Origin of the sequence: Paenibacillus sp. BT-177 (genome assembly GCF_025846815.2) — a bacterium.
Classification (GTDB): domain Bacteria; phylum Bacillota; class Bacilli; order Paenibacillales; family Paenibacillaceae; genus Paenibacillus; species Paenibacillus polymyxa_C.
Window position 1 is genome coordinate 148,474 of the sequence record NZ_JAOYTP010000005.1, and the last position, 19,702, is coordinate 168,175.

The window sequence follows — 19,702 nt, forward strand, 5'->3', positions numbered from 1 at the left end:
AATTTTAATGTAAATATGAAATACAATTGATGATTTACCACAAGATGGCATGTATAATAAGTTTGAAATACTTAATTTTACAAAAAGGAGGATTTACAGTTTGAAGAAGCTCACCGTTTTGATGCTCATTTTTTTGTTATCCGTCACTCTTATCCCCGCCGGTGCTTTTGCAGGCTCCACTACACCTGAAGCACCGAAAGCTCCCGCCGGAAGCTGGACAGAAGGCCCACCACCTAATCGCGTTGATCCTACCAAACCCGCACTATTGTTTGTACATGGTTTGAACAGTAGCGCCGAAGTGTGGACCAAGAATAATAATGATATGCTTCAGCAAGCACGTGACGCTGGGTACCAGACGGCCACCATTAATTTGTACGATGCGAATGGCACATCCCAGGATATGTGGGACAATGGCAAGCTTCTAGCCGACAAAATCAAAGTCATTAGTAATCATTTCGGAAAAAAACTCATCATCATCGCCCACAGCAAAGGTGGAGTGGATACTCAAACCGCTCTCGTGTATAACGGAGCAGCTCCTTATGTACAACGTGTCATCACCCTCAGCAGTCCCCATCATGGTTCACAACTTGCAGATCTCGCCTACAGCAGCTGGGCCGGATGGCTGGCAGATATCGTCGGCTCACAAAATCCCGGCACCTCTACGTTACAAACATCTTATATGAAGTATTTCCGAACCAAAACGGATGCACTCAGTAACGCGACTACAATTCCATTCTTCACGTTTGCAGGTGATAACTGGTCTGGCGGCACTGCTTCCTACATACTGGGTGGAATGTATCTCTCATCCTTCGGCAAAAATGATGGAGTGGTCACAGTCGACAATGCTAAGCTTCCCGGCGGACGTGTAGTTAAAGTCGGTTCCTGGGATCATGCCAAGGTTCGTACCGGTTCTTACGTCTTTTCCCTAATCCTACCTTACCTCCAAGCGAACACTCCAGCATTGAATCAGGAAACTGAGGCATTTTCAGCGGCGTCTTCCCTGACTGCTTCTGCTGTACAATCCACCTATAACGAGATCGATAATTCATATTTTATTCGAGGCGGCGATTATAATGGAAAAGCCTCCGAAACCCTCACGGTTGAAAATGGTGTCCAATCCATTGATCTGGACTGGATCAGCAATAAACGTGTAAGTCAGCTTGAGCTGACCAAACCTGACGGTACTAGCGAATTGCTTAATGTGAAAGCAGGTCGTGATGAAGAAATCTTTGCTGGTGCCTGGCATCATAGTGCAGTAGTTACCAATCCCCAACCAGGCATCTATAAGTTGAACGCCGTAATTCCTGATCATGGTGCATATCTCCTGATTGCACGCTATCATGCCGCTCAGGTCCCTGAGCTCAAATACAATCTAAATGCAGTGGGCCCGAGACTAAATCTGAAGTCCCAGGATTCCCCAACTAGCGTTACACAAGTCACTTACCAAGTTCAATACTATGGTGATCCGCAACAAGGAATGACTACAGCGTCCAAAGGTCTGACATTGCAGCAAAAAACCGTTACTCCTACTGGGCAAATTGAGCTTTCCAAAGCGGACAAGCCAGGCATCTATTCCGTAACCTATGAAATTAACGGCACCACAGCAGCAGGATATCCTTACCGCCGTACAGCAGTTCAATCCATTTATATTGACGCTGACGGCAACAAGTATGTTGACTAAATAAATCTACAACCTAAAAAGCCTGCAAACACCTATCATAGTGTGGCGTTCGCAGGCTTATTTATTATTCCAAACATCTTTTATAGAGAAATTACAGTGTAATCCATGTATTGTGTTCAATCCGTTGTCTGATTCCTCAGTTTATGAAGCCAATAATAGCGGTGCAGCTCCATAATAAAATGAAAAAGAACAAATGCAAGCATGGAGTATACACACATCAATACTGTAGCAACGAATTGTTGTGTAGCAAATCCGAGGGAAAGATTGGCTATCAAATAACCAGCCCCGGTAAATGTGGTCATCGTTACTACAGCTTCTCGCTTGTGTTTTTTCTTCACTTTTGGTTCTTTCTTATAATTTGAAGGATTTTTGAATTTCGCTAGATGATATTTGATATAGCAGTACAAGGCGATTCCATAAGCGGCAAAAGAACTTATAAAATACCATGGAGTATTCAGACCCAACATACCATAAGCAAACTTTTGTGTCATAATCATGAAGCCAATAGAGCATACCAAACCAAATACACCACGGAATAAAACATAATTCAACTGCAATTTGCGTGGCATTATGACCAGTACAAGCGCCCAAATATTAATCAGAACAATCGGTGGCATCAGCACATAAACATAAACTGCAATGTAGGGATTTCCCATTAAGGGAATAGTCAAAAACAGATCTAACAGCAATAAAACAAGAATGATAACATTGGAGCGAATACTGTTAACTGGATACAACTTCATATTTTTTTCGAATAAAGCCCTGCTATCACTCATAAACATATAAGCCCTCCGTCACATAAGTTAAACCTACCGATAAGGATAGACAAGACTACATCCATTGTCCACTTTTCTATATCTCTGTCTTCAGCTCTTGACGTAGTTCTTCAATAAAATCAACCACGATACTTTGAACAGCATCTTCACGGGACATACGTATATACCGACTCGTCCTCTGAATGTCTTCCTCGAACAAATAAAGTATCCTGCTCATGGCCTCCTGATCCCCACTTTGTGCTAATTTGAGCCATTGGACGAACTCAGCATCCGAAATAACTCTTTGAGCATTTTCTTTTTCCATTTATTCACCGCCTGTTGGGATAGCTTTAACTCTTTTGCAATCTGTGCTTCGGTTTTGTCTAGTATGTAAAGGTCAAAGATGATCATTTTTCCGATCTCAGAAGATAGAGAGTTGATAAGCTGTAGTGTGTACATATTAGAGTTTGCAGATTCTGTAAAAGATGGAGCGATGACAGTTTCGTTCTTTTCCATTACAAATTCATGATTGGTTTGTACCCGAGCACGATACTGGATTCTCCAAGCAATGCGGTACAACTTCTTTCGGTATTGTTCGACCAATGTTAGCTGAGATTTTTCCAATATAAATCACCCTTTCTCTTTGGATTTGACTTTTTCTAAATCCTCATATTATAGGGTAATTTGCAATTCTATTTTACAACCAAAACAGAACACTTGTTCTTATTTATTATACTATTTTTACAATCAGTTGTATATGGTTCTTTTAATTTACCTTCCTTTATATATGGCTAAAAAGGAGGGAAATACATTGCAGATGGATGATGCTCTTTCTTTGGTTACCAACGTAGGCTTTCCGGCTGGACTTTGTTTTATTTTATTGCGGCACATCCTGCACACGATGGAGGAAAAGTTGGATAAGCTGGATCTCTCACTTCATGAGCTGATTCAGGTCATCCAAGATTTAAACGACAATAACAGCCCTTCTTCCAAAAGCAGCAAGCCTGATGAATAACGAACACAAAGAAGCTCCACACGACGATTATTCGCCGTTGGAGCCTCTTTGTTCAGCTATTATAAATGTAATGATTATTGGCTAGCCTTAGCCTGGTCATGACCACTCTGTTCAGCACGGTTCACATCAGATGCAGACAGGCCATAAGCCCAGTTGCTTTGTGGCGGTACAACCCACACGGTATCTGGATCATCGTTAAGTGTCCAACCCTGATAGACCAGCTGGGAATCTTCCTTGCCCAGCGATATGCTCAGCGTAAAGCGGTGAACAGGCTTGTTCAGCTCGGAGGCTTTGCGCAAGGCCTGACTGCTAGCCAGGTTCTTGATTTGCTGTGAGAGGGAAGTTGCCGTATCACCGGCTAATGACTTGCCGTTTAGCGTCCAAGATGCGGAAGCACTATCTCCAGTTCCACTGTTACCGGAGGATCGGAGCATCCATGAGGCATTCTGGCCTTCCCACTCTATTCCGCTCAGCTTGGTATCATCCCAATCAAACGGCGTTGTATCTGTAAAATCATCAGCACCCAGCAGCAAACCCGAAAGTGTATCTATAGGTACGGAAGCTATCTCTTTTTGGTCTGAAAGTACATAGACAGCATCTCCGGAAGGCAGCGTTTCACCGAAGGCAAAGGTGCGAACGTCACCCTTCTTGGTCTTAATCTCAATCCGGTCATTGGTAGCGCTAATTCCATATTTGGCTACGTCTGTGGGGGATGATTCCACGACATCACCCAACTTTACATTTTGAATCGCAGCTAGCCAATTGTCTATTGTATATTGATTTAACGGGTAAGATCGTGGCTTACTCATGCTCCATTTGCCATCACGTTGATTAAGTTCCACTGACTTGCCGTCCTTTCCAGTGATCGCAAAAGACGTAATATCTCCTTGCGTAAGCTGAACGAGCTGGCGAGCCGCCGGGGCTTGTTCACGAAAGAAGTTTTGGCTCTTGGCATAGATTATACCCGCTCCCAATACAACTAGCAGCAGCACTGTGGGTATCCATTTTCTCATGCACTTTTTCGCCTCCACCATAATAAGATTCCGATCACCGCGAACAGCAGCGGCAATCCGACGACAGATATGGCCAATACCGTTTTCGCTTGTGCAGCAGTTAAATAAGCTACCTTAAAATCCTGCTCCTGACGAGGACGAATAGTGAGTCCATCAGAGTGTTCCTGAACATAATTCAAGCTATTCAGCACAAAGTCTCGATTCCCTCCTGTGCTGATCTCCGTGTCGCTTAGAAGGGCTGACGTTCCGAGAATAACCGCTTTGGGCTTGCCGTCTTTCCCTTCTACCGCGTAACCGAGATCAAGCGGACCCTGTGGGTCCTTGTCATCCTTCTGCGTTTCATTGTTCAGCAGTCCCTGGATATTCGTTTCGCCATAGCTTGCTGCAGAAGATTTCATCAATAGCGTCGTCTTCCAATCCTTCTGCTCTCCTGCCTGCAAAGCAATAGACAGCGAAAGAACAGGATATAGATTAGAGGCCGCCAGTTTATCAGTAATCGCATGACTGCCAAAGGTAGGAACCGTCCATAGAGGGCCCAGCGTATTCGTCTGTTCCTGATCCACCACGATAGCATGAGTATCTTTCACTCCATAATCAGCCGCTAATGCGTCAAGATTTTTCCAGTTGGCCCCCATGTTCGGGTGAAATCCTAACGCCATAAAAAGCTTTCCACCATCATTCAGATACGTACGAATACTTTTCAATTCCGTCGCGCTAATATCCCGCTCTGGTCCAACAATAGCCAGTACAGACGCATCTTTGGGCACACTACCCGCTTGATTAAGCTGAACTTCCTCTGTTTTCACATTATCTTGCGCCAATGAGCTGCTTAATTCGGTCATTTGGGACAAAGGAATTTCCTCATGCCCTGTCAGAAAAACCACTTTTCCTTGACGGGTAGATGACAATGCCAGCAGTCCACTAGTCAGCTTTTCTTCCCCTGTAAATTGGTATGCCCCTTCACCACTCCCCTGGGCTTGCGTAAATAGGCTTCCAATATCTATAACCCGCTTTTTCTCTCCCTGCACCAGCACAATGGAGGCTGCAGTAACACTATACTGCTTAGCCAGTATCGGTTCCTGATTCAAATCGTATTGCTCGACTTTGAGCTTCTTGTTACGCTTGGCATATTCATTCAGCATATCCGTAACATCCCGGTTCAGCTTCTGATTCTGCGAAGTGGATACGGTAAAGGCAATTAATCGTACGTCTTCCTTTACACCCTGAATGGTCGTCAACGTCTGATCAGACAGCGTATACTGCTTGCCTGCCGTCAAATCCAGTTGAAAGCCTCCCAGCGAGCGCAGAAATAACGTCAATAGAATAAAAATACCTACAGCAGCAATTGATAGTACCATACTATTGGTATGACCCAGCCATTTTTTCATATTCATTACCTCCACCGTTTCCGTTCAACCACTTGGATGCTAAATAGCAAAAAGAGCGCCGCCACCGTCACGTAGTACAATACATCGGCTCCATTCAGCAATCCTTTGGTGAAACTATCAAACCGTGCAGTTAGTGAAAAAGGTTCCAGCCACTGCTGCAGCGCCGCAGATGCGCCCGTTTGTCCACCAAACGAATCCAGCATCCAGAACACGAGTAAAAGAATAAAACTGACGACCGCTGACATCATCTGATGCTGTGAAAGCGTTGATGCGAACAAGCCGATTGCCATCATGGCTGCGCCAAGCATAAACAGGCCGATCACGGATGTAAATACCAGCGTCCAATCCAGCGTCCCATAAAAGGACATCACGACCGGATACGCCAGGCTGCACAGTACCAGTATGAGCAACATGCCTAGCGATGCCAAAAATTTACCCATCATAATTTCCGTTACACTCACAGGTGAGGTAAGCAGCAGCTCATCCGTACCCTGCCTGAATTCCTCTGCAACCAGCCGCATCGTGAGTAATGGGACAACAAACACCAGCATGGACAATGTATCACCGAGTACCAGCCGATAGTCCAAAATACTAGGCTGATACATCACAAAGTTCGTGTAAAATAGTAACCCCGTCAGCAGCATGTACACCGCAAGCGCAAAATACGTCGTTGGGGTCCATAGATAGGCTTGCAGCTCCTTTTGACAGACTGCGAACAAACGCCTCATGACCGATTACCTCCTGTATCCTTGTCTTCTTCAACCTTGTTATCGCTGGCCGAGGCTTCTCCATGATCCGCCGTGATGACCGTTGCTTCATTCTTAGAGCTATGTAGATCATGAACCGCTGGATCGCCGCCCTGACCTTCTTCCGTCTCGCGAGTCGTTAACTGCTGGAAGATATTTTCCAAGCTTAAGTTTTCTTTTTTCATTTCCAAAATCGGAAGCTTCGCATCCGACAGCACAAAAAACAGCTCTTGGCGAAAATCCTCATCGGAAGCTCCTGTAAGCAACAATCCGGTCAAATCCTGCTCTGTGGCAGTCAGCTTCGTATTCACTGATGGCAGAGTAGGCGCCAAAAATTCAACTTGTACTTTTCCCCAAGCTCGTATAACATCCATTACCTGCTCACGCTTGCCTTTGACCTCCAGTTTCACCTTGAATCCGTCTTCCATCGAACCGCCGAGCGCGTCAGGACGCCCGTCCATGACCAGTTTCCCCTCGTGGATGATCAAAACCCGATTGCATAAAGCATCCACCTCGGGCAAAATATGCGTGCTGAGCAATACTGTATGATTTTCACCAATCTCCTGAATGAGCTGACGAATCTCTAAAATCTGATTGGGGTCTAAACCCGAGGTCGGTTCATCCAACACTAATAAATCCGGATTATGAATAATTGCACCTGCCAGCCCCAGGCGCTGTTTGTACCCTTTGGACAAGCTACGGACCAATTGTTTTTCACGTCCATTCAGGCCCAGCCGGGAAATCATCTCCGAAATACGCAGCTTCTGCTCTCTCACAGGCACGTCCCGAATACTAGCTACAAACTTTAAGTAGGACCTTACAGACATATCCCCATACAAAGGGGGCGTCTCCGGCAGATAACCGATTTTGGAACGAGCCTGTCTGCCTTTATCCTGAATCGGGATACCATCAATCGTAATTACTCCCTCGTTTGGCTGAAGATATCCTGTAATCATGCGCATCGTGGTCGTTTTACCCGCACCATTTGGCCCCAAGAAACCAACAATTTCACCGCGCTGCATTTCAAAATCCAACTTATGTACGCCCCGGTTGCCCTCATACCACTTGCTCACCTGCTGCACTTTGAGCACATGTTTCACCCTTTCTTTTATCATATTGACAAATCATTTCGAACTACACACATATCAAAAGAATTTCATAGCGAAAGAACGGAAGACCAAATCCTTGGGTCAGCGCTCTCCTTCTCCTATTCTCCCTATCCCAAAATGTTGCATGGGAAGCAAGTAGCAGCGAAGCGGAGGATTTGAAGCTGGAGAAGCGTCAGCGTTCGCCTTTGCTGTAGGATTCTTACCTTTACATATCTTAACTAATCAAAAAAGAATCCTACAGCAACAGCGATCGGAAGCTCAAAGCCTTCGCGGAGCGGTCTCCTCGCACTTCATGCTACACTTTTAAATTCTAATGATAATCCCCCACATATAGCTTCAGCTTAACATCACTTAAATAGAAGCTTAAAATAATGTGTCTAAAATGTGAACATAAAATACCACATCTACTATCATTACGTCTACCGTTGGGTACGCCCGGTTCATAAGGTATTGAATATATTGTGGAAGGTGAAGAACACAGCATCCGATTAGACCAGCTCCGCTTGTATCATGCCCGTTGGGACGAGTGCATCGCTACGCTGCAACAGCATCTTGCCATGCCGCAGGCGCGCTGGGCCGATAAACGCAGTGCACTATATGATCTTGGAACCCTCGCTTGCTACGAGTTGGGTCTAATGCACAAAGCATGTGAGTTTGCGAAAGAAGCAACAGAGCGCTCCCCGGAAGATTCTCGCCTCAGCCATAATTATGCGCTGATTCGAGCCAGGCTTCCGTAGAAACCCACACCCCGTCCTGTAGGTTGAATAACTTGGTATAAGAGCTTGTGGTTGGCAAAGGAGGTTTTTGATATCAAAGTTCTATTTACTTTTTATATACCGAGCGGTGGCGTGGAAACCTTGAACCGTCAACGCTGTAGAGCGCTCATTCAGGACGGGATTGAATGTCATCTTCTCTATTATCGGCAGGGTACAGGGATGCAAAACCTGCACGGCGATATTCCGGTGTTCATGACTTCCTCTGAAGAAGAAATTCGAAATCTGGTGGAATCTCATCGGTACGATGCAATTATTGTCTCTTCGGACTATCCTATGCTCCCCAGACTGCGAATGTTGGGCTACCAAGGGATACTAATCTATGAATCACAGGGCTTTGGCACTCACGAAGAAGCAGCAAGGATTGTCGCAGATGCCGTTCCGTATCTTCATAACCATGCCAATGCGGTACTTCTACCGGAAACAACTCACCTCGTACAGCTATTTTCCAGCATATGTCCATGGCTTAATCGTTTTGTATTCCCAAATGTTCTGGATACTAACGTATTTAATTATGTACCTAACACTCCCCCGGCTAATCCGGTCATTGCATGGGTTGGGCGATTGGAGCCCAATAAAAATTGGAGGCATTTTGTCGACATCTCTTACTGGATGCTAAAAAATCGTGCCGATCTTCGGATTTGGATGTTCTATGATGACACCTTGTCTCAGCCAGAGGATAAAATACAATTCGAGGACATGCTTGCTCAGCTTGGTATGTCCACGATTATCGAGCGTCTTAAAAGCGTACCTCATGCTAAAATGCCTTTGTATTATTCCATGATTGGCGACTCAGGCGGGTATCTGCTCTCGACTTCGCTGGTGGAAGGATTCGGCTATGCGGTAGCTGAGGCGATGGCCTGTCGTTGTCCGGTGTTAAGCTCTGATTCAGACGGGGTACGAGCATTCATTGATCACAATGAAACCGGTAAATTTTATCAGCAGGGAGACACTTTACAGGCGGTACTGCAAGGACTGGAACTGATGAACAACGTACCTCATCGCGAATCTATCCGCCAGAAGGGGCGTACACGGATCGTTAACCTGTTGGCGCCGGATAAATATGTGCGCTCCTTCCGACAGATGATGAACTCGTTGGGGGTATGGTAACCTGTTATTGTAGTACATGCTGCAAAATCTGTTTCCATATTCAAAAAAGCTGACGACAACCCTATTTTTACACAGGGTTATCGTCAGCTTGATGAGTTATCTCTCTATTATTGTATTGGGATTCTATCTGATCCTCAATAAGCGATCTCCTACATGAATATCCTTAGATTCTTCAGCTAAGATATCTGTGTACACCGCAGTATTGGTTACAATAACAGAGGTGGTGAGATCATATCCTTCATTCACTATAGCTTTTGGATCAAATTCAATCAGCTTGTCCCCTTTTTGAATCGTATCTCCTTCAGACACAAAAGAAGTGAAATGTTTTCCTTTCAAGCTGACCGTATTAATTCCAATGTGAATGAGCAGTTCAACTCCATCCGCAGAGATCAGTCCAATCGCATGCTTTGTTTTGAAAACGGTAACAACAGTTCCGTTAAAAGGTGCGTAAGCTACTCCTTCTCGGGGGATAATCGCGGCTCCCTGACCCATCGAACCACTGGAGAAAGCCTCATCTTTCACTGCGGTCAAACGAATTAATTCACCGTTTAAAGGACTGAATACCGTTTTTTCTTCCTCTTTGCTTTCATTTGCAATTTTAATATCAGGCGAAGGTTTTGCATTTTTATAGCCGAAAAGATAGGTCAGTATAAATCCGACTACAAAAGCTACAACCAAAGATATGATAAAGCCTATGAAGCCTGTATCTACCCCCTTTGGATTAATGAATAAAGGTATACCAAAAATCCCGCCTGAAGCAAATCCATATGCTGTTGAGCCGAGTAAGCCCGCTACAGCTCCTCCTATACCCCCAGCGATCGAGGCTAAAATAAACGGTTTTTTGGTAGGTAGCGTAACTCCGTAAATAGCTGGTTCCGTAACCCCCATCAAACCCGCGATTGTGGCAGAAGTGGCAATGGGTTTTAATTTAGGGTTCCGTGATTTCAAAGCAATGGCAAAAGCCGCACCTGTTTGCGCAAACGTAGTACAGAACAGCATACCGTTAATCGGATCAAACCCGTTCGTAACTACATTATTCAGGAGAATCGGAATGAACGCCCAATGCAAGCCGAAGATAATAATGCCCTGCCAGAACCCGGCCAGAATGAGACCAGCTATAGCCGGACTTAACTGGTAAATCCACATGGAGCCTTTGGCTAACCCATCGCTGATTATAGTTGCTATCGGCCCGACAACCAGAAAAACAATCGGTGATATAATGACCAAGGTCAGAAAAGGCACAATGAACATTTTAATGGAAGCAGGTGCATACCTACTTATAAATTTTTCAACCTTAGCTGCCAAGAACGCCCCAATAATGATAGGTATAACGGAAGAAGTATAATTAATCAGAACGACAGGTATGGTCAAAAAGGACAGTGCCGTTTTATCCGTAAAGGCGGAAGTCATGGTTGGGTACACCAAGGCGGCCCCTAAAACAGCAGACAGATACGGGTTTCCTCCGAATTTTTTACCTGCTGAAAACCCTAGAATAACCGGAAAGAAATAAAACATAGCGTCTGCTGTGGCATATAAAATTTTATACGTACCCATCTGATCAGTCATCCAGCCCAGAGATGTGCATAATGCCAACAGTCCTTTTAAAATCCCGACAGCGGCGAGCACGCCAACAACGGGCATAAACACACCTGAGATTACATCGACAAATCGACTGAACAGGCTCGCTTTTTCATTCTTTTGATCGTCTTCAGCCGCCTGGTCTCCAGGCTTTACTCCCATCGTATCCAAAAGAGCCTCGTATACTTTGGGAACCTCATTCCCGATCACCACCTGGAATTGGCCGCCACTTTCCACGACGGTAATAACACCGTCAATCTGTTTGATTTTTTCTTTATCTGGCAATTGATTATCCTTCAGTTTAAATCTCAAACGAGTGACACAGTGAATGACACTGTTCACATTGTCGTTTCCCCCCACCGATCTAAGCACTTCTTTGGCTGTCTTTTGGTAATCCATCATGATCACTCCTACTTGGATGCGTTATCTACTTTTCTACTCCACCTGTTGCCTTACTCCTATTCTTTTCCTGTTTTATTTCGTTCCGATGATCACAACATCACTTTCAAAACCATGCATATCAATGACAGATTGATTAGCCTGGACATCTACCTCCGTTTGGGCAAATCGTCTCTCCGCTAAATCAATGGTTGTAAACTTGTAGTCCTGCACATTCATACTTAGCCGCACCTTCGTGTTAACCGGGATATACAAGACGATGGTATTCTCGTTCCCCGCAGCTCTGATCTCCTCATTCTTGTTTAAAACAATATCCAGTGGCTTTATGCCGATCAGATTGTACATTTCAAATAAATATTTAATAAAGGAATAATCCCATGCGCCCTCAAAACGCAGTGCCGTTCTCCAATCATAGGGACTATCAAAGCCCTCTCCTTCTACAATTCCGAACTTCTTGCCTTTTTTATGCCAGCTCCAAATGCCATGCGCTCCATAGGTAATTCCCGCTCCCCCGCCTGCGAGTAGACTTTGCCATGCTGCTTTCCTGGCATCCAGTGCGGTGTATCTACCATACACATTGCGGCTGTAACTGATCTGTTCATAGCAAGGTTCTCCATTGATGACGGGACGGATCTCTGGCTTGTGGTAAAAATGCTGGGCAATCTCGTGGGCGACATGCTGAAACTGAGAATTATGTCCTGATTGATACATATAAAATCCAAGACCCTTGTGTTGCTCAAAAGCTTCAGGAATTTCCCTCAATCTTCCTTGGATATGCAGTGCAGTTAGGCTTGCCGGGCTTAATTGCTGTACCGTTTCCAGCGCCTTCAAATAGTATGCATTAGCACGTTCTGTAGGAAAATCAGTATCCCCGCTGATCAAATAAACAGGCTCGAAGCGGGAATAACGGTTTACAACATAAGTTACATAGCTTTCAACGCAATCCAGCGGCATTTTATTGCCCTTCTGGAACATTTCAGCCCATGTATCCGGTACATAATTACACCACAGAAGTACCAAGGCTGGAATAAAGCCGCGCTCTACAGCCATCTGGATCATGACTTCTGCCCGGTCAAAATAGGCTACGCTTAATGTGTGATAGTCGAAATCTCCATTTTCCAGTAATGCAAACGGCTGTAGATTCAGGTCTGATTCGCTGGCATCCCATTGCTGGAGCATGTTGATTTGCAAAACGTTGAATCCCTGCATCTTTCGATAGTCCAGGTAATCGCTCCACTCTTCAATCGTGGCGTTGGTAAATACGCTCCAGACGGTATCTGCCAAGTAAAAGAAAGACTTGTCCTTTTCCACAAAACTTCTTTGATTTTTAGCAATACTTAAACTCAAATAAATCACCCTTTCGCTCATAAACAAAACTAAACTAATGTATAATTTTATACGATATCGAATAAAATAAACTAAATAAAGCGTTCACAATTGAATATTAACACTATGTATCTGAAAAGGTCAACTCATTTTATATGTCATTTGTTTAGTTTGATTTATAAACTAAACTTTATTATATAATCATGATATAATTTATATAGTTTAGTCCAATGGGAGGTTCCATGTTGAAAATAGATGATATTGCAAAGCTTGCCGGTGTTTCAAAATCAGCCGTCTCTTTAGCATTTAATAACAAACCCGGTGTTAGCGAAGAAACCAAAGAGCATATTTTAAGAATTGCCCACGAGCATGGATATAGACCACGTACCATGAAGTCAAATAAGGAATTTACGAAGAGTCACCATGTCATTCGTTTTGTTGCATGCAAAAATACAGGCATCGTGACCGAGCAATACGAATCACTTCCATTTTTCAATGAATTGATCCATCATATTACCAATCAAGTGAGAGAACATGGCAATACTTTGATTTTTTCATCATTTGATAGCCATAGCCTGGAGGCAGAGTTGTCTGCTCTGGAAAAGGACCAGCCTTCTTCAGGTATACTTCTGCTGGGCACCAATCTAACTGCCGAGATTATTCATTCCTTACAATCTATTCATTCCAATATCGTAGTTTTGGATACCTGCTTTGAACACGTTGATGCCAGTTTTGTATCTATTAATAACTATCTTGGAGGGTACCAGGCAGGCCAATATTTAATCCAGTCCGGTCACAGAAATATAGGATACGTACAATCCAGTACCAGAATTCTTAACTTTACAAAACGGAAAGAGGGGTTCATGGCTGCTTTAGAGGAGCACAATCTTGCCATAGATCACGGGCTTACATTCGATATGCATCCGATGCTTGTAATGTCACAGGAATCATTTAAAACAGCTATTCATGAACTGAATGAGCTGCCTTCAGCCCTATTTTGTGAGAATGACTATATGGCAATCAGTGCTATTAAAACGTTTCAGGAAATGAACATTCGAGTGCCTGAACAAATTTCTGTCTTGGGGTTTGATAATATTCATGAAGCCAAGGTCATTAGCCCGGAACTCACAACCATTCATGTGAAAAAGGATATTTTGGCCCGAACGGCTGTAAATTTGCTGATGGAAAGACTTAATCACAATCAGGAGCATCATACTCAGGTTCTCGTGAATACAGAGGTTATTGAAAGAAGGTCTTGTGTAGCCTTAAAGTAACCTTCGACCAAGTGAGCGGAAGGAAGTACATCGAAGATACAAGAGGTGATATAGAATAAAGCCGCCATATAGGCGGCCTTTTCTATCATCGGGATTCCACATTGGACATTTCAAATGCTCAACACTCGTTGAAATCTTCCTCTGTCAAATCCAGATTTACGCTCGCAGCAGTTCGACTGCCGTCGGCCGCAGCAAAAATCAACTGAGAAGGCATGAAGTACGAAGAATCCCCGGCAGCATATACACCAGGTATGGAGGTTCTCCCCGCTCCATCCGTTTGGATCCCGCCCGACTCTGTCCTTTCACAGCCCAAACGTTCTCCAAACGGTGTACTTTGTACAAATTGGGGGGTCACAAAGCCGCCGACTCTCGGGACTTGAGTGCCGTCCGTAAAGGACGCATACTCCAGCTGCCCGTGGTGACCGATGAACGCTGCAACAGGCTGCTCCATGACCACGACTCCTTTAGATTGAAGTCGTTCTTTTTGCTCGTCCGACAAGAATGCCTGACCGTTCGTGCAGACAAGCAAATCCTTACTCCAGTTCAGGAGCAGTTTGGCTTTATGATATATAGCTGGCGACTCAGAGACGAGGACAAGCGGTTGATCCCGTAGCTCCCAGCCATCGCAATAAGGGCAATTAAACAAACTTTTCCCGTAAAACGTATAAAAACCTTCGATCTCAGGGAATACCTCCTTTACGCCCGTCGCCAGTATCAATTTTCGCGCTTGAACACGAAGGCCTGAAGAATCAAACACCTCGAATACAGATTCTTTTTTCGTAACCGAAATAACCTCGGTTGGCAGATGATGGACAGACGGATAACGTAGTACTTCCTCATAAGCTACACGGCGGAACTCGGCCGGCGTTACGCCGTCTCTCGTAATGAAACCGTGCGACGCATGCGTAACCGCATTTCTGGGCCGGTTATTATCGATCAAAGCCACACTTCTCCTTGCCCTGCCAAGCACAAGGGCTGCATTCAATCCGGCGGGCCCTCCGCCAATAATAGCGCAATCGTACAACATACATCAGCTCCTTTTCAAAGATATTAAAGACTCTTTATATCTACAATAAAAACAAAAAAACACTTCACATCACTGACAACCACCCTCTTTCTATATCTAGCCGTTACCTTTATATTTGCGCTTGCTTTTGCGCCAAATCGACCAATTTTGTATGTTTAAGATGGCTCTCCATTTTCTCCTCCGCTTCCCTCATTACAGCTTGAATCAGACATTCTGATCCATGGACAAAATCACATTCAAACAAAGAATTCGTCCCTTCAATCGCATGGATAATATCCAAAAAGGTAATATCGTCTTTATTACGGGATAATCTATAACCTCCATTGGCTCCTGAGACTGATTCGATCATTCCCGCCTTCACAAGCCTCGTCAAAATTTTTGAAAGATACGTGGGTGAGACTTGTTGCGCTTCGGCCAATTGCTGAACACCTATAGGCTTAGGCTTCACCGACGAATCCGTAACAAGCATAAGCATGGTATGCAGAGCATAATTGGTTGCTTTGGTAAATTTCATAACTACACCTCAATCAAAGACTTATTGTATCTATAATATCTTTGAATATACTGGGGTGTCAAGATCATAGGTGATTTGCGCTGTGGTTAGTTCTTCTTTTGGTTACGCTCTAAGCATTGTATACTGTTCATCAGAACAGCTCAGGAAGGGGGTTCGTTTTGCGTATTTTTGATATTCTGCGTATATTGGTTGCTGAACAGATGATCAAGGGTGAACATTTGGCGAATGCATTGAAGGTATCTTCTCGAACCATACGAACAGATGTAAAGGAATTGAATGCACTGTTGTCACGGCATGGAGCGGTTGTCAAACCCCTTAAAGGAACAGGCTACAAGCTAGAGATTCAGGACGAACAAGCATTTCATCATCTGCTGAAGCAATTAAAGGACTATGAAAACAATGTGCCCCATCTATTAGCGAGTTCTTCTGAAGCCAGACATCGTTTTTTAATAAAAAAACTGCTGCTTACTCATGCATACGTCAAACTTGATGATTTAGCTGAGATGCTGTATGTTAGCCGATCTACTTTACAGAATGACCTCAAAGAAGTGCGCAAATTATTGTCAACTTATGGACTATCTCTGGAAAACAGACCGTATCATGGTATTCGAATTAAGGGTAATGAGGCCAAGCTGCGTTATTGCATTTCCGACTATATATTTAACAGGACAGATGAAATAGGCGGGGAACAGATGCCCCACCCCTCTTTGATCTCTAACGAAGAGCTGGAATTCATAAGAGAAGTGATTCTGGATCGGATTGAATATCATGATATTCAGTTATCAGACATTGCCCTGAATAATTTGGTCATCCATATCGCTATAGCATGTAAGCGTATTCGCGAAGAGAAGTATGTCTCGTATTATCCACAAGAGATGAAAAAAATCGAAGCGCAAAAAGAGTTTAGGGTCGCGACTGAGATCGTATCTGCTCTGGAACAGAACATGAAACACTCCTTTCCACTTGTTGAAATTGCGTACATTGCTGTGCACTTGCTGGGTGTAAGGACCGTTGTCAGGGTCCATATGAATGAAGTAGAGATTAAAAAAATTATTGATAAAAATATTTACGAACTGACGATCGAAATATTAGACCGAATCGATCAGCAGTTGAACATGAACATTCAAAACGATCAAGAATTGCTGATTGCATTTTGTCTTCATCTCAAACCAGTCCTGAATCGTTATCAATACGGAATGAATTTGCGCAACCCCATGCTGGATGAAATCAAAGCCCATTACCCGCTTGCTTTTGAAGCAGGCATCATTGCTGCGGAAGTTATCAAACAGCGACTTCATATACACATCGAGGACAATGAAATTGGGTATTTAGCCATTCATATCGGAGTCGCAATGGAGAGAAAGAAAATGGAGGGCACACCCAAAAGATGTATGATCGTATGTGCTTCCGGACTCGGCAGCGCAAAGCTGCTGTACTACAAGCTTCAATCCGTTTTCGGTTCCAGGCTGGAGATCGTAGGAACCACTGAATTTTATAAGCTGAGGCAAATGCCGTTGGATGCATTGGACTTTATTATTAGCACGATCCCCATATCAGAACCGCTTTCTATCCCCATGATCCATGTGAATACATTTTTGGGCAGTTCGGATATTACTAAAATTGAACAAGCCATCTCAGAGTCAAAACTTCCTGCTGTACAGTATATTCGAAAAAAATTGATCTTTCTTCAGCAGAAGTTTGATAACAAACTGCAGGCACTTGAATTCATAGCCGAAAAGATACAAGAAGCAGGTCTTGTAAAAGGTCCATTGTTGCAATCTGTGATAGAGCGTGAAGCTGTTTCCCCCACTTCATTTGGCAACTTTGTCGCGATTCCGCATCCGCTGGAACCTTTTGCTGATTCCACGTTTTGGGCCATTTGTACATTACAAAAAGCTATCGACTGGGATGGCAAGCCCGTACAGTTTATTTGCATGCTCTGCATACAGCGCACCAAATCAGAAGATTTACAAAGTATGTATCATATTTTGCTTAACATTTTAAATCATGAAAAGCTAGTCCAGCAGCTTATTCGCTGCAAAACATACACGGAATTCGTAGAGGTGCTGCATAAAAATAGTTGAAAATTAGCAGGATGCAAGTAAAGGAGAAATCAGAAGCCTATATGGCAGGGATTTCTCTCTTTTTATGTTTAGTAATAGAGATATCAACTAGAAAGACCGATTGATTTCCGTTAAGAAGAGGAAATAATATGCGTTATGTTGAAAGCGATTCCAAATTATAATGGCGATACGAGCAAATGAATGAAAGGAGTCAAGAGCATATGAATAATGATGAATCAGTAGAACACGCTGTGAACATGGAGGACATGGATGATACAGAGATCGTATTCCAAATTATATTATACGCTGGGAATGCGCGCAGCTCGGCGATGGAAGCGATTGAGCTTGCAAAGGCGGGCAAATTTCGGGAATCCAAAGAAGAACTGGCCTCAGCTAAAAAAGAACTGGTGTCTTCCCACAAAATTCAAACCAGAATCATTCGTAAGGAAGCAGCCGGTGAAAAAACAGAGATGTCCGTCATGATGGTGCATGCCCAAGATCATTTGATGAATGCCATCACCATTCACGATATGGCCTCAGAATTTATAGACCTGTATGAACGCATTGATCAGCTCGGATTAAAATCGTAGAGGGAGGGCGCTAGCCATGGCTTTCAAAGACAAACTGATCGATGGTCTCACCTCGGTGGCAAATGCAATTAACAATTTTAAATATATAATAGCAATCAAATCGGCTTTTATCACCTTAATGCCTGTCATTATTGTGGGTGCCTTTGCTGTACTGATCTCCAATATGGTCATGGACCCAGTCAATGGTCTAGCCCATTTTAAGTCATTCTCATTCCTGGCAGAGTACAAACCGATTTTCTCAAGCATTAACTATGCCAGCTTGAATATCCTCACCATTCTAGCTATTTTTATGATTGGTCTGGAGCTAGGAAAAATTAATGGAGAGAAAAATCTTTTTCCTGGTTTACTTGCCCTCATCTGTTTTATCTCTGTGACACCAACCACAATCGAGCTGATGGTTAACGGAGAAATGCAAAAAGTAACGGACGTCATCGCCCGTCAATTCACAGACACCAAAAGCTTATTTTTGGGTATTTTCATAAGTATCCTATCCGTTGAGCTATACAACAAACTGGGCAAGTCCGATAAGCTAAAGATTAAAATGCCTGAAAGTGTTCCCAGCAATGTAGCCGTTTCTTTCTCCGCACTCATCCCTTCCATTATTACGGTAACTGTTTTCTCGATGCTTGGATTCTTTTTTCATAAATTTACGGGGCTCTACCTGTACGATGCTGTCTATAATGTGGTGCAACAACCTCTGGAGACCATAGTCCAAGGGCTGCCAGGTATACTGGTACTCATGCTGGTTGCGCAAACCTTCTGGGTGATCGGTATCCACGGAAACCAAATGGTAAAGCCCATCCGTGAACCTCTGCTGCTTGGAGCGATTACGGTCAACATGACTGCATATGATCAAGGGCTCCCCATTCCGAACATTATTACGATGCCTTTCTGGGATGTATACATGAGTATTGGAGGTTCAGGAGTTACGCTGGCCCTTTTGATCAGTATTATGATCGCTTCCAAGCGTGAGGATATGAAGGAAATTACCAAGCTTTCACTTGGGCCAGGTCTGTTTAATATTAATGAGCCTGTCATTTTCGGACTTCCGATTATGCTGAATCCATTGATGGCGATTCCTTTCATTATAACTCCACTCATCACAGGAACAATTGGTTACTTCTCGACGTTGCTTGGATTCGCAGGTAAAGCTGTCGTTATGGTTCCGTGGACTACTCCGCCTATTATTAATGCCTACCTGTCTACAGGTGGAAGCATTGGCGCCGTTGTAACTCAAATTATTTGTATTATGGTAGCCATTATCATCTATTTTCCGTTCGTCAAAATTGCCAACAAGCGAACGACTGAATAATGCGCTACTGTAGAGATACACCCGTAGAG

The 19,702-nt window shown here is 43.8% G+C and carries 19 protein-coding genes; 8 read left to right on the forward strand and 11 right to left on the reverse strand.

The window, feature by feature from the left end:
• Positions 1–100 precede the first annotated feature (100 nt).
• The gene (locus OIU26_RS16935; protein ID WP_264217476.1) at positions 101–1,681 is read left to right on the forward strand and encodes an alpha/beta fold hydrolase; all 1,581 of its coding nucleotides are present in this window, start codon (positions 101–103) and stop codon (positions 1,679–1,681) included.
• A gap of 116 nt (positions 1,682–1,797) precedes the next feature.
• On the opposite strand, the gene OIU26_RS16940 is transcribed toward OIU26_RS16935, so the two are convergent.
• From OIU26_RS16940 to OIU26_RS16950, 3 genes are all read right to left on the reverse strand, one after another.
• Positions 1,798–2,463 (reverse strand): hypothetical protein, encoded by a 666-nt coding sequence (locus OIU26_RS16940; RefSeq protein WP_264217477.1) that lies wholly within the window; start codon positions 2,461–2,463, stop codon positions 1,798–1,800.
• A gap of 70 nt (positions 2,464–2,533) precedes the next feature.
• Entirely contained in the window at positions 2,534–2,674 is a 141-nt protein-coding gene (locus tag OIU26_RS16945) for a hypothetical protein (protein ID WP_230493740.1), read from the reverse strand.
• 23 nt (positions 2,675–2,697) lie between these two features.
• Positions 2,698–3,060: a hypothetical protein gene (locus tag OIU26_RS16950; RefSeq protein WP_040102982.1), complete on the reverse strand. Its 363-nt coding sequence runs from the start codon at positions 3,058–3,060 to the stop codon at positions 2,698–2,700.
• Positions 3,061–3,247: 187 nt separating this feature from the next.
• Here OIU26_RS16950 and OIU26_RS16955 point away from each other — a divergent pair, with 187 nt between their 5' ends.
• Positions 3,248–3,451, forward strand: a complete 204-nt coding sequence (locus OIU26_RS16955; protein ID WP_013372797.1) for a hypothetical protein — start codon at positions 3,248–3,250, stop codon at positions 3,449–3,451.
• A 74-nt stretch (positions 3,452–3,525) separates the two neighbouring features.
• Here the strand turns inward: OIU26_RS16955 and OIU26_RS16960 are convergent, their stop codons facing one another.
• The 4 genes from OIU26_RS16960 to OIU26_RS16975 are packed head-to-tail and all read right to left on the reverse strand — an operon-like array spanning position 3,526 to position 7,713.
• On the reverse strand, positions 3,526–4,464 hold the full coding sequence (locus tag OIU26_RS16960) for a DUF4340 domain-containing protein (RefSeq protein WP_264217478.1): 939 nt from the start codon (positions 4,462–4,464) through the stop codon (positions 3,526–3,528).
• Positions 4,461–5,852, reverse strand: coding sequence for a GldG family protein (locus tag OIU26_RS16965; protein WP_264217479.1), 1,392 nt, complete (start codon positions 5,850–5,852; stop codon positions 4,461–4,463). Before OIU26_RS16965 ends, OIU26_RS16960 begins: the two co-directional genes overlap by 4 nt.
• A 5-nt stretch (positions 5,853–5,857) precedes the next feature.
• Positions 5,858–6,580: an ABC transporter permease gene (locus tag OIU26_RS16970; protein WP_013372800.1), complete on the reverse strand. Its 723-nt coding sequence runs from the start codon at positions 6,578–6,580 to the stop codon at positions 5,858–5,860.
• Positions 6,577–7,713 carry an ATP-binding cassette domain-containing protein gene (locus tag OIU26_RS16975; protein ID WP_264217480.1) on the reverse strand — a complete coding sequence of 379 codons (1,137 nt, stop codon included), beginning with the start codon at positions 7,711–7,713 and terminating at the stop codon, positions 6,577–6,579. Before OIU26_RS16975 ends, OIU26_RS16970 begins: the two co-directional genes overlap by 4 nt.
• Before the next feature lie 497 nt (positions 7,714–8,210).
• On the opposite strand from OIU26_RS16975, the gene OIU26_RS16980 reads away from it, so the two are divergent.
• Both OIU26_RS16980 and OIU26_RS16985 read left to right on the forward strand, forming a co-directional pair.
• Positions 8,211–8,444: a hypothetical protein gene (locus tag OIU26_RS16980; protein ID WP_264217481.1), complete on the forward strand. Its 234-nt coding sequence runs from the start codon at positions 8,211–8,213 to the stop codon at positions 8,442–8,444.
• A gap of 51 nt (positions 8,445–8,495) precedes the next feature.
• Complete coding sequence (locus OIU26_RS16985) at positions 8,496–9,590, forward strand: glycosyltransferase family 4 protein (protein ID WP_058830463.1); 1,095 nt, start codon at positions 8,496–8,498, stop codon at positions 9,588–9,590.
• Between the two features lie 123 nt (positions 9,591–9,713).
• Here OIU26_RS16985 and OIU26_RS16990 read toward each other — a convergent pair whose 3' ends face one another.
• Together OIU26_RS16990 and OIU26_RS16995 are read right to left on the reverse strand one after the other, a co-directional pair.
• Complete coding sequence (locus OIU26_RS16990; protein WP_264217571.1) at positions 9,714–11,567, reverse strand: beta-glucoside-specific PTS transporter subunit IIABC; 1,854 nt, start codon at positions 11,565–11,567, stop codon at positions 9,714–9,716.
• 75 nt (positions 11,568–11,642) lie between these two features.
• Positions 11,643–12,923: an apiosidase-like domain-containing protein gene (locus OIU26_RS16995; protein ID WP_264217482.1), complete on the reverse strand. Its 1,281-nt coding sequence runs from the start codon at positions 12,921–12,923 to the stop codon at positions 11,643–11,645.
• Positions 12,924–13,138: 215 nt separating this feature from the next.
• Here OIU26_RS16995 and OIU26_RS17000 point away from each other — a divergent pair, with 215 nt between their 5' ends.
• Positions 13,139–14,167, forward strand: coding sequence for a LacI family DNA-binding transcriptional regulator (locus OIU26_RS17000; protein ID WP_264217572.1), 1,029 nt, complete (start codon positions 13,139–13,141; stop codon positions 14,165–14,167).
• 118 nt (positions 14,168–14,285) lie between these two features.
• Here OIU26_RS17000 and OIU26_RS17005 read toward each other — a convergent pair whose 3' ends face one another.
• Both OIU26_RS17005 and OIU26_RS17010 read right to left on the reverse strand, forming a co-directional pair.
• Positions 14,286–15,194: an NAD(P)/FAD-dependent oxidoreductase gene (locus tag OIU26_RS17005; protein ID WP_264217483.1), complete on the reverse strand. Its 909-nt coding sequence runs from the start codon at positions 15,192–15,194 to the stop codon at positions 14,286–14,288.
• A 109-nt stretch (positions 15,195–15,303) separates the two neighbouring features.
• Positions 15,304–15,708, reverse strand: a complete 405-nt coding sequence (locus tag OIU26_RS17010) for an Rrf2 family transcriptional regulator (protein WP_264217484.1) — start codon at positions 15,706–15,708, stop codon at positions 15,304–15,306.
• 158 nt (positions 15,709–15,866) lie between these two features.
• Here OIU26_RS17010 and OIU26_RS17015 point away from each other — a divergent pair, with 158 nt between their 5' ends.
• The 3 genes from OIU26_RS17015 (at position 15,867) to OIU26_RS17025 (ending at position 19,673) form a co-directional block, all read left to right on the forward strand.
• A complete protein-coding gene (locus OIU26_RS17015) occupies positions 15,867–17,792 on the forward strand; it encodes a BglG family transcription antiterminator (RefSeq protein ID WP_264217485.1) in 1,926 nt (641 codons plus the stop codon).
• Between the two features lie 200 nt (positions 17,793–17,992).
• The gene (locus OIU26_RS17020) at positions 17,993–18,361 is read left to right on the forward strand and encodes a PTS lactose/cellobiose transporter subunit IIA (RefSeq protein WP_013372812.1); all 369 of its coding nucleotides are present in this window, start codon (positions 17,993–17,995) and stop codon (positions 18,359–18,361) included.
• Positions 18,362–18,377: 16 nt separating this feature from the next.
• A complete protein-coding gene (locus tag OIU26_RS17025; protein WP_216975347.1) occupies positions 18,378–19,673 on the forward strand; it encodes a PTS sugar transporter subunit IIC in 1,296 nt (431 codons plus the stop codon).
• The last annotated feature ends 29 nt before the right edge of the window (positions 19,674–19,702 follow it).

Excerpts from the sequence above, each read along its gene's own strand:
- OIU26_RS17020 (WP_013372812.1), top strand. The coding sequence starts at position 17,993 with ATGAATAATGATGAATCAGTAGAACACGCTGTGAACATGGAGGACATG.
- OIU26_RS16970 (WP_013372800.1), bottom strand. The coding sequence starts at position 6,580 with ATGAGGCGTTTGTTCGCAGTCTGTCAAAAGGAGCTGCAAGCCTATCTA.
- OIU26_RS17005 (WP_264217483.1), bottom strand. The coding sequence starts at position 15,194 with ATGTTGTACGATTGCGCTATTATTGGCGGAGGGCCCGCCGGATTGAAT.
- OIU26_RS16960 (WP_264217478.1), bottom strand. The coding sequence starts at position 4,464 with ATGAGAAAATGGATACCCACAGTGCTGCTGCTAGTTGTATTGGGAGCG.
- OIU26_RS17010 (WP_264217484.1), bottom strand. The coding sequence starts at position 15,708 with ATGAAATTTACCAAAGCAACCAATTATGCTCTGCATACCATGCTTATG.
- OIU26_RS16940 (WP_264217477.1), bottom strand. The coding sequence starts at position 2,463 with ATGTTTATGAGTGATAGCAGGGCTTTATTCGAAAAAAATATGAAGTTG.
- OIU26_RS17025 (WP_216975347.1), top strand. The coding sequence starts at position 18,378 with ATGGCTTTCAAAGACAAACTGATCGATGGTCTCACCTCGGTGGCAAAT.
- OIU26_RS16945 (WP_230493740.1), bottom strand. The coding sequence starts at position 2,674 with ATGAGCAGGATACTTTATTTGTTCGAGGAAGACATTCAGAGGACGAGT.
- OIU26_RS16975 (WP_264217480.1), bottom strand. The coding sequence starts at position 7,713 with ATGATAAAAGAAAGGGTGAAACATGTGCTCAAAGTGCAGCAGGTGAGC.
- OIU26_RS16990 (WP_264217571.1), bottom strand. The coding sequence starts at position 11,567 with ATGGATTACCAAAAGACAGCCAAAGAAGTGCTTAGATCGGTGGGGGGA.
- OIU26_RS16965 (WP_264217479.1), bottom strand. The coding sequence starts at position 5,852 with ATGAAAAAATGGCTGGGTCATACCAATAGTATGGTACTATCAATTGCT.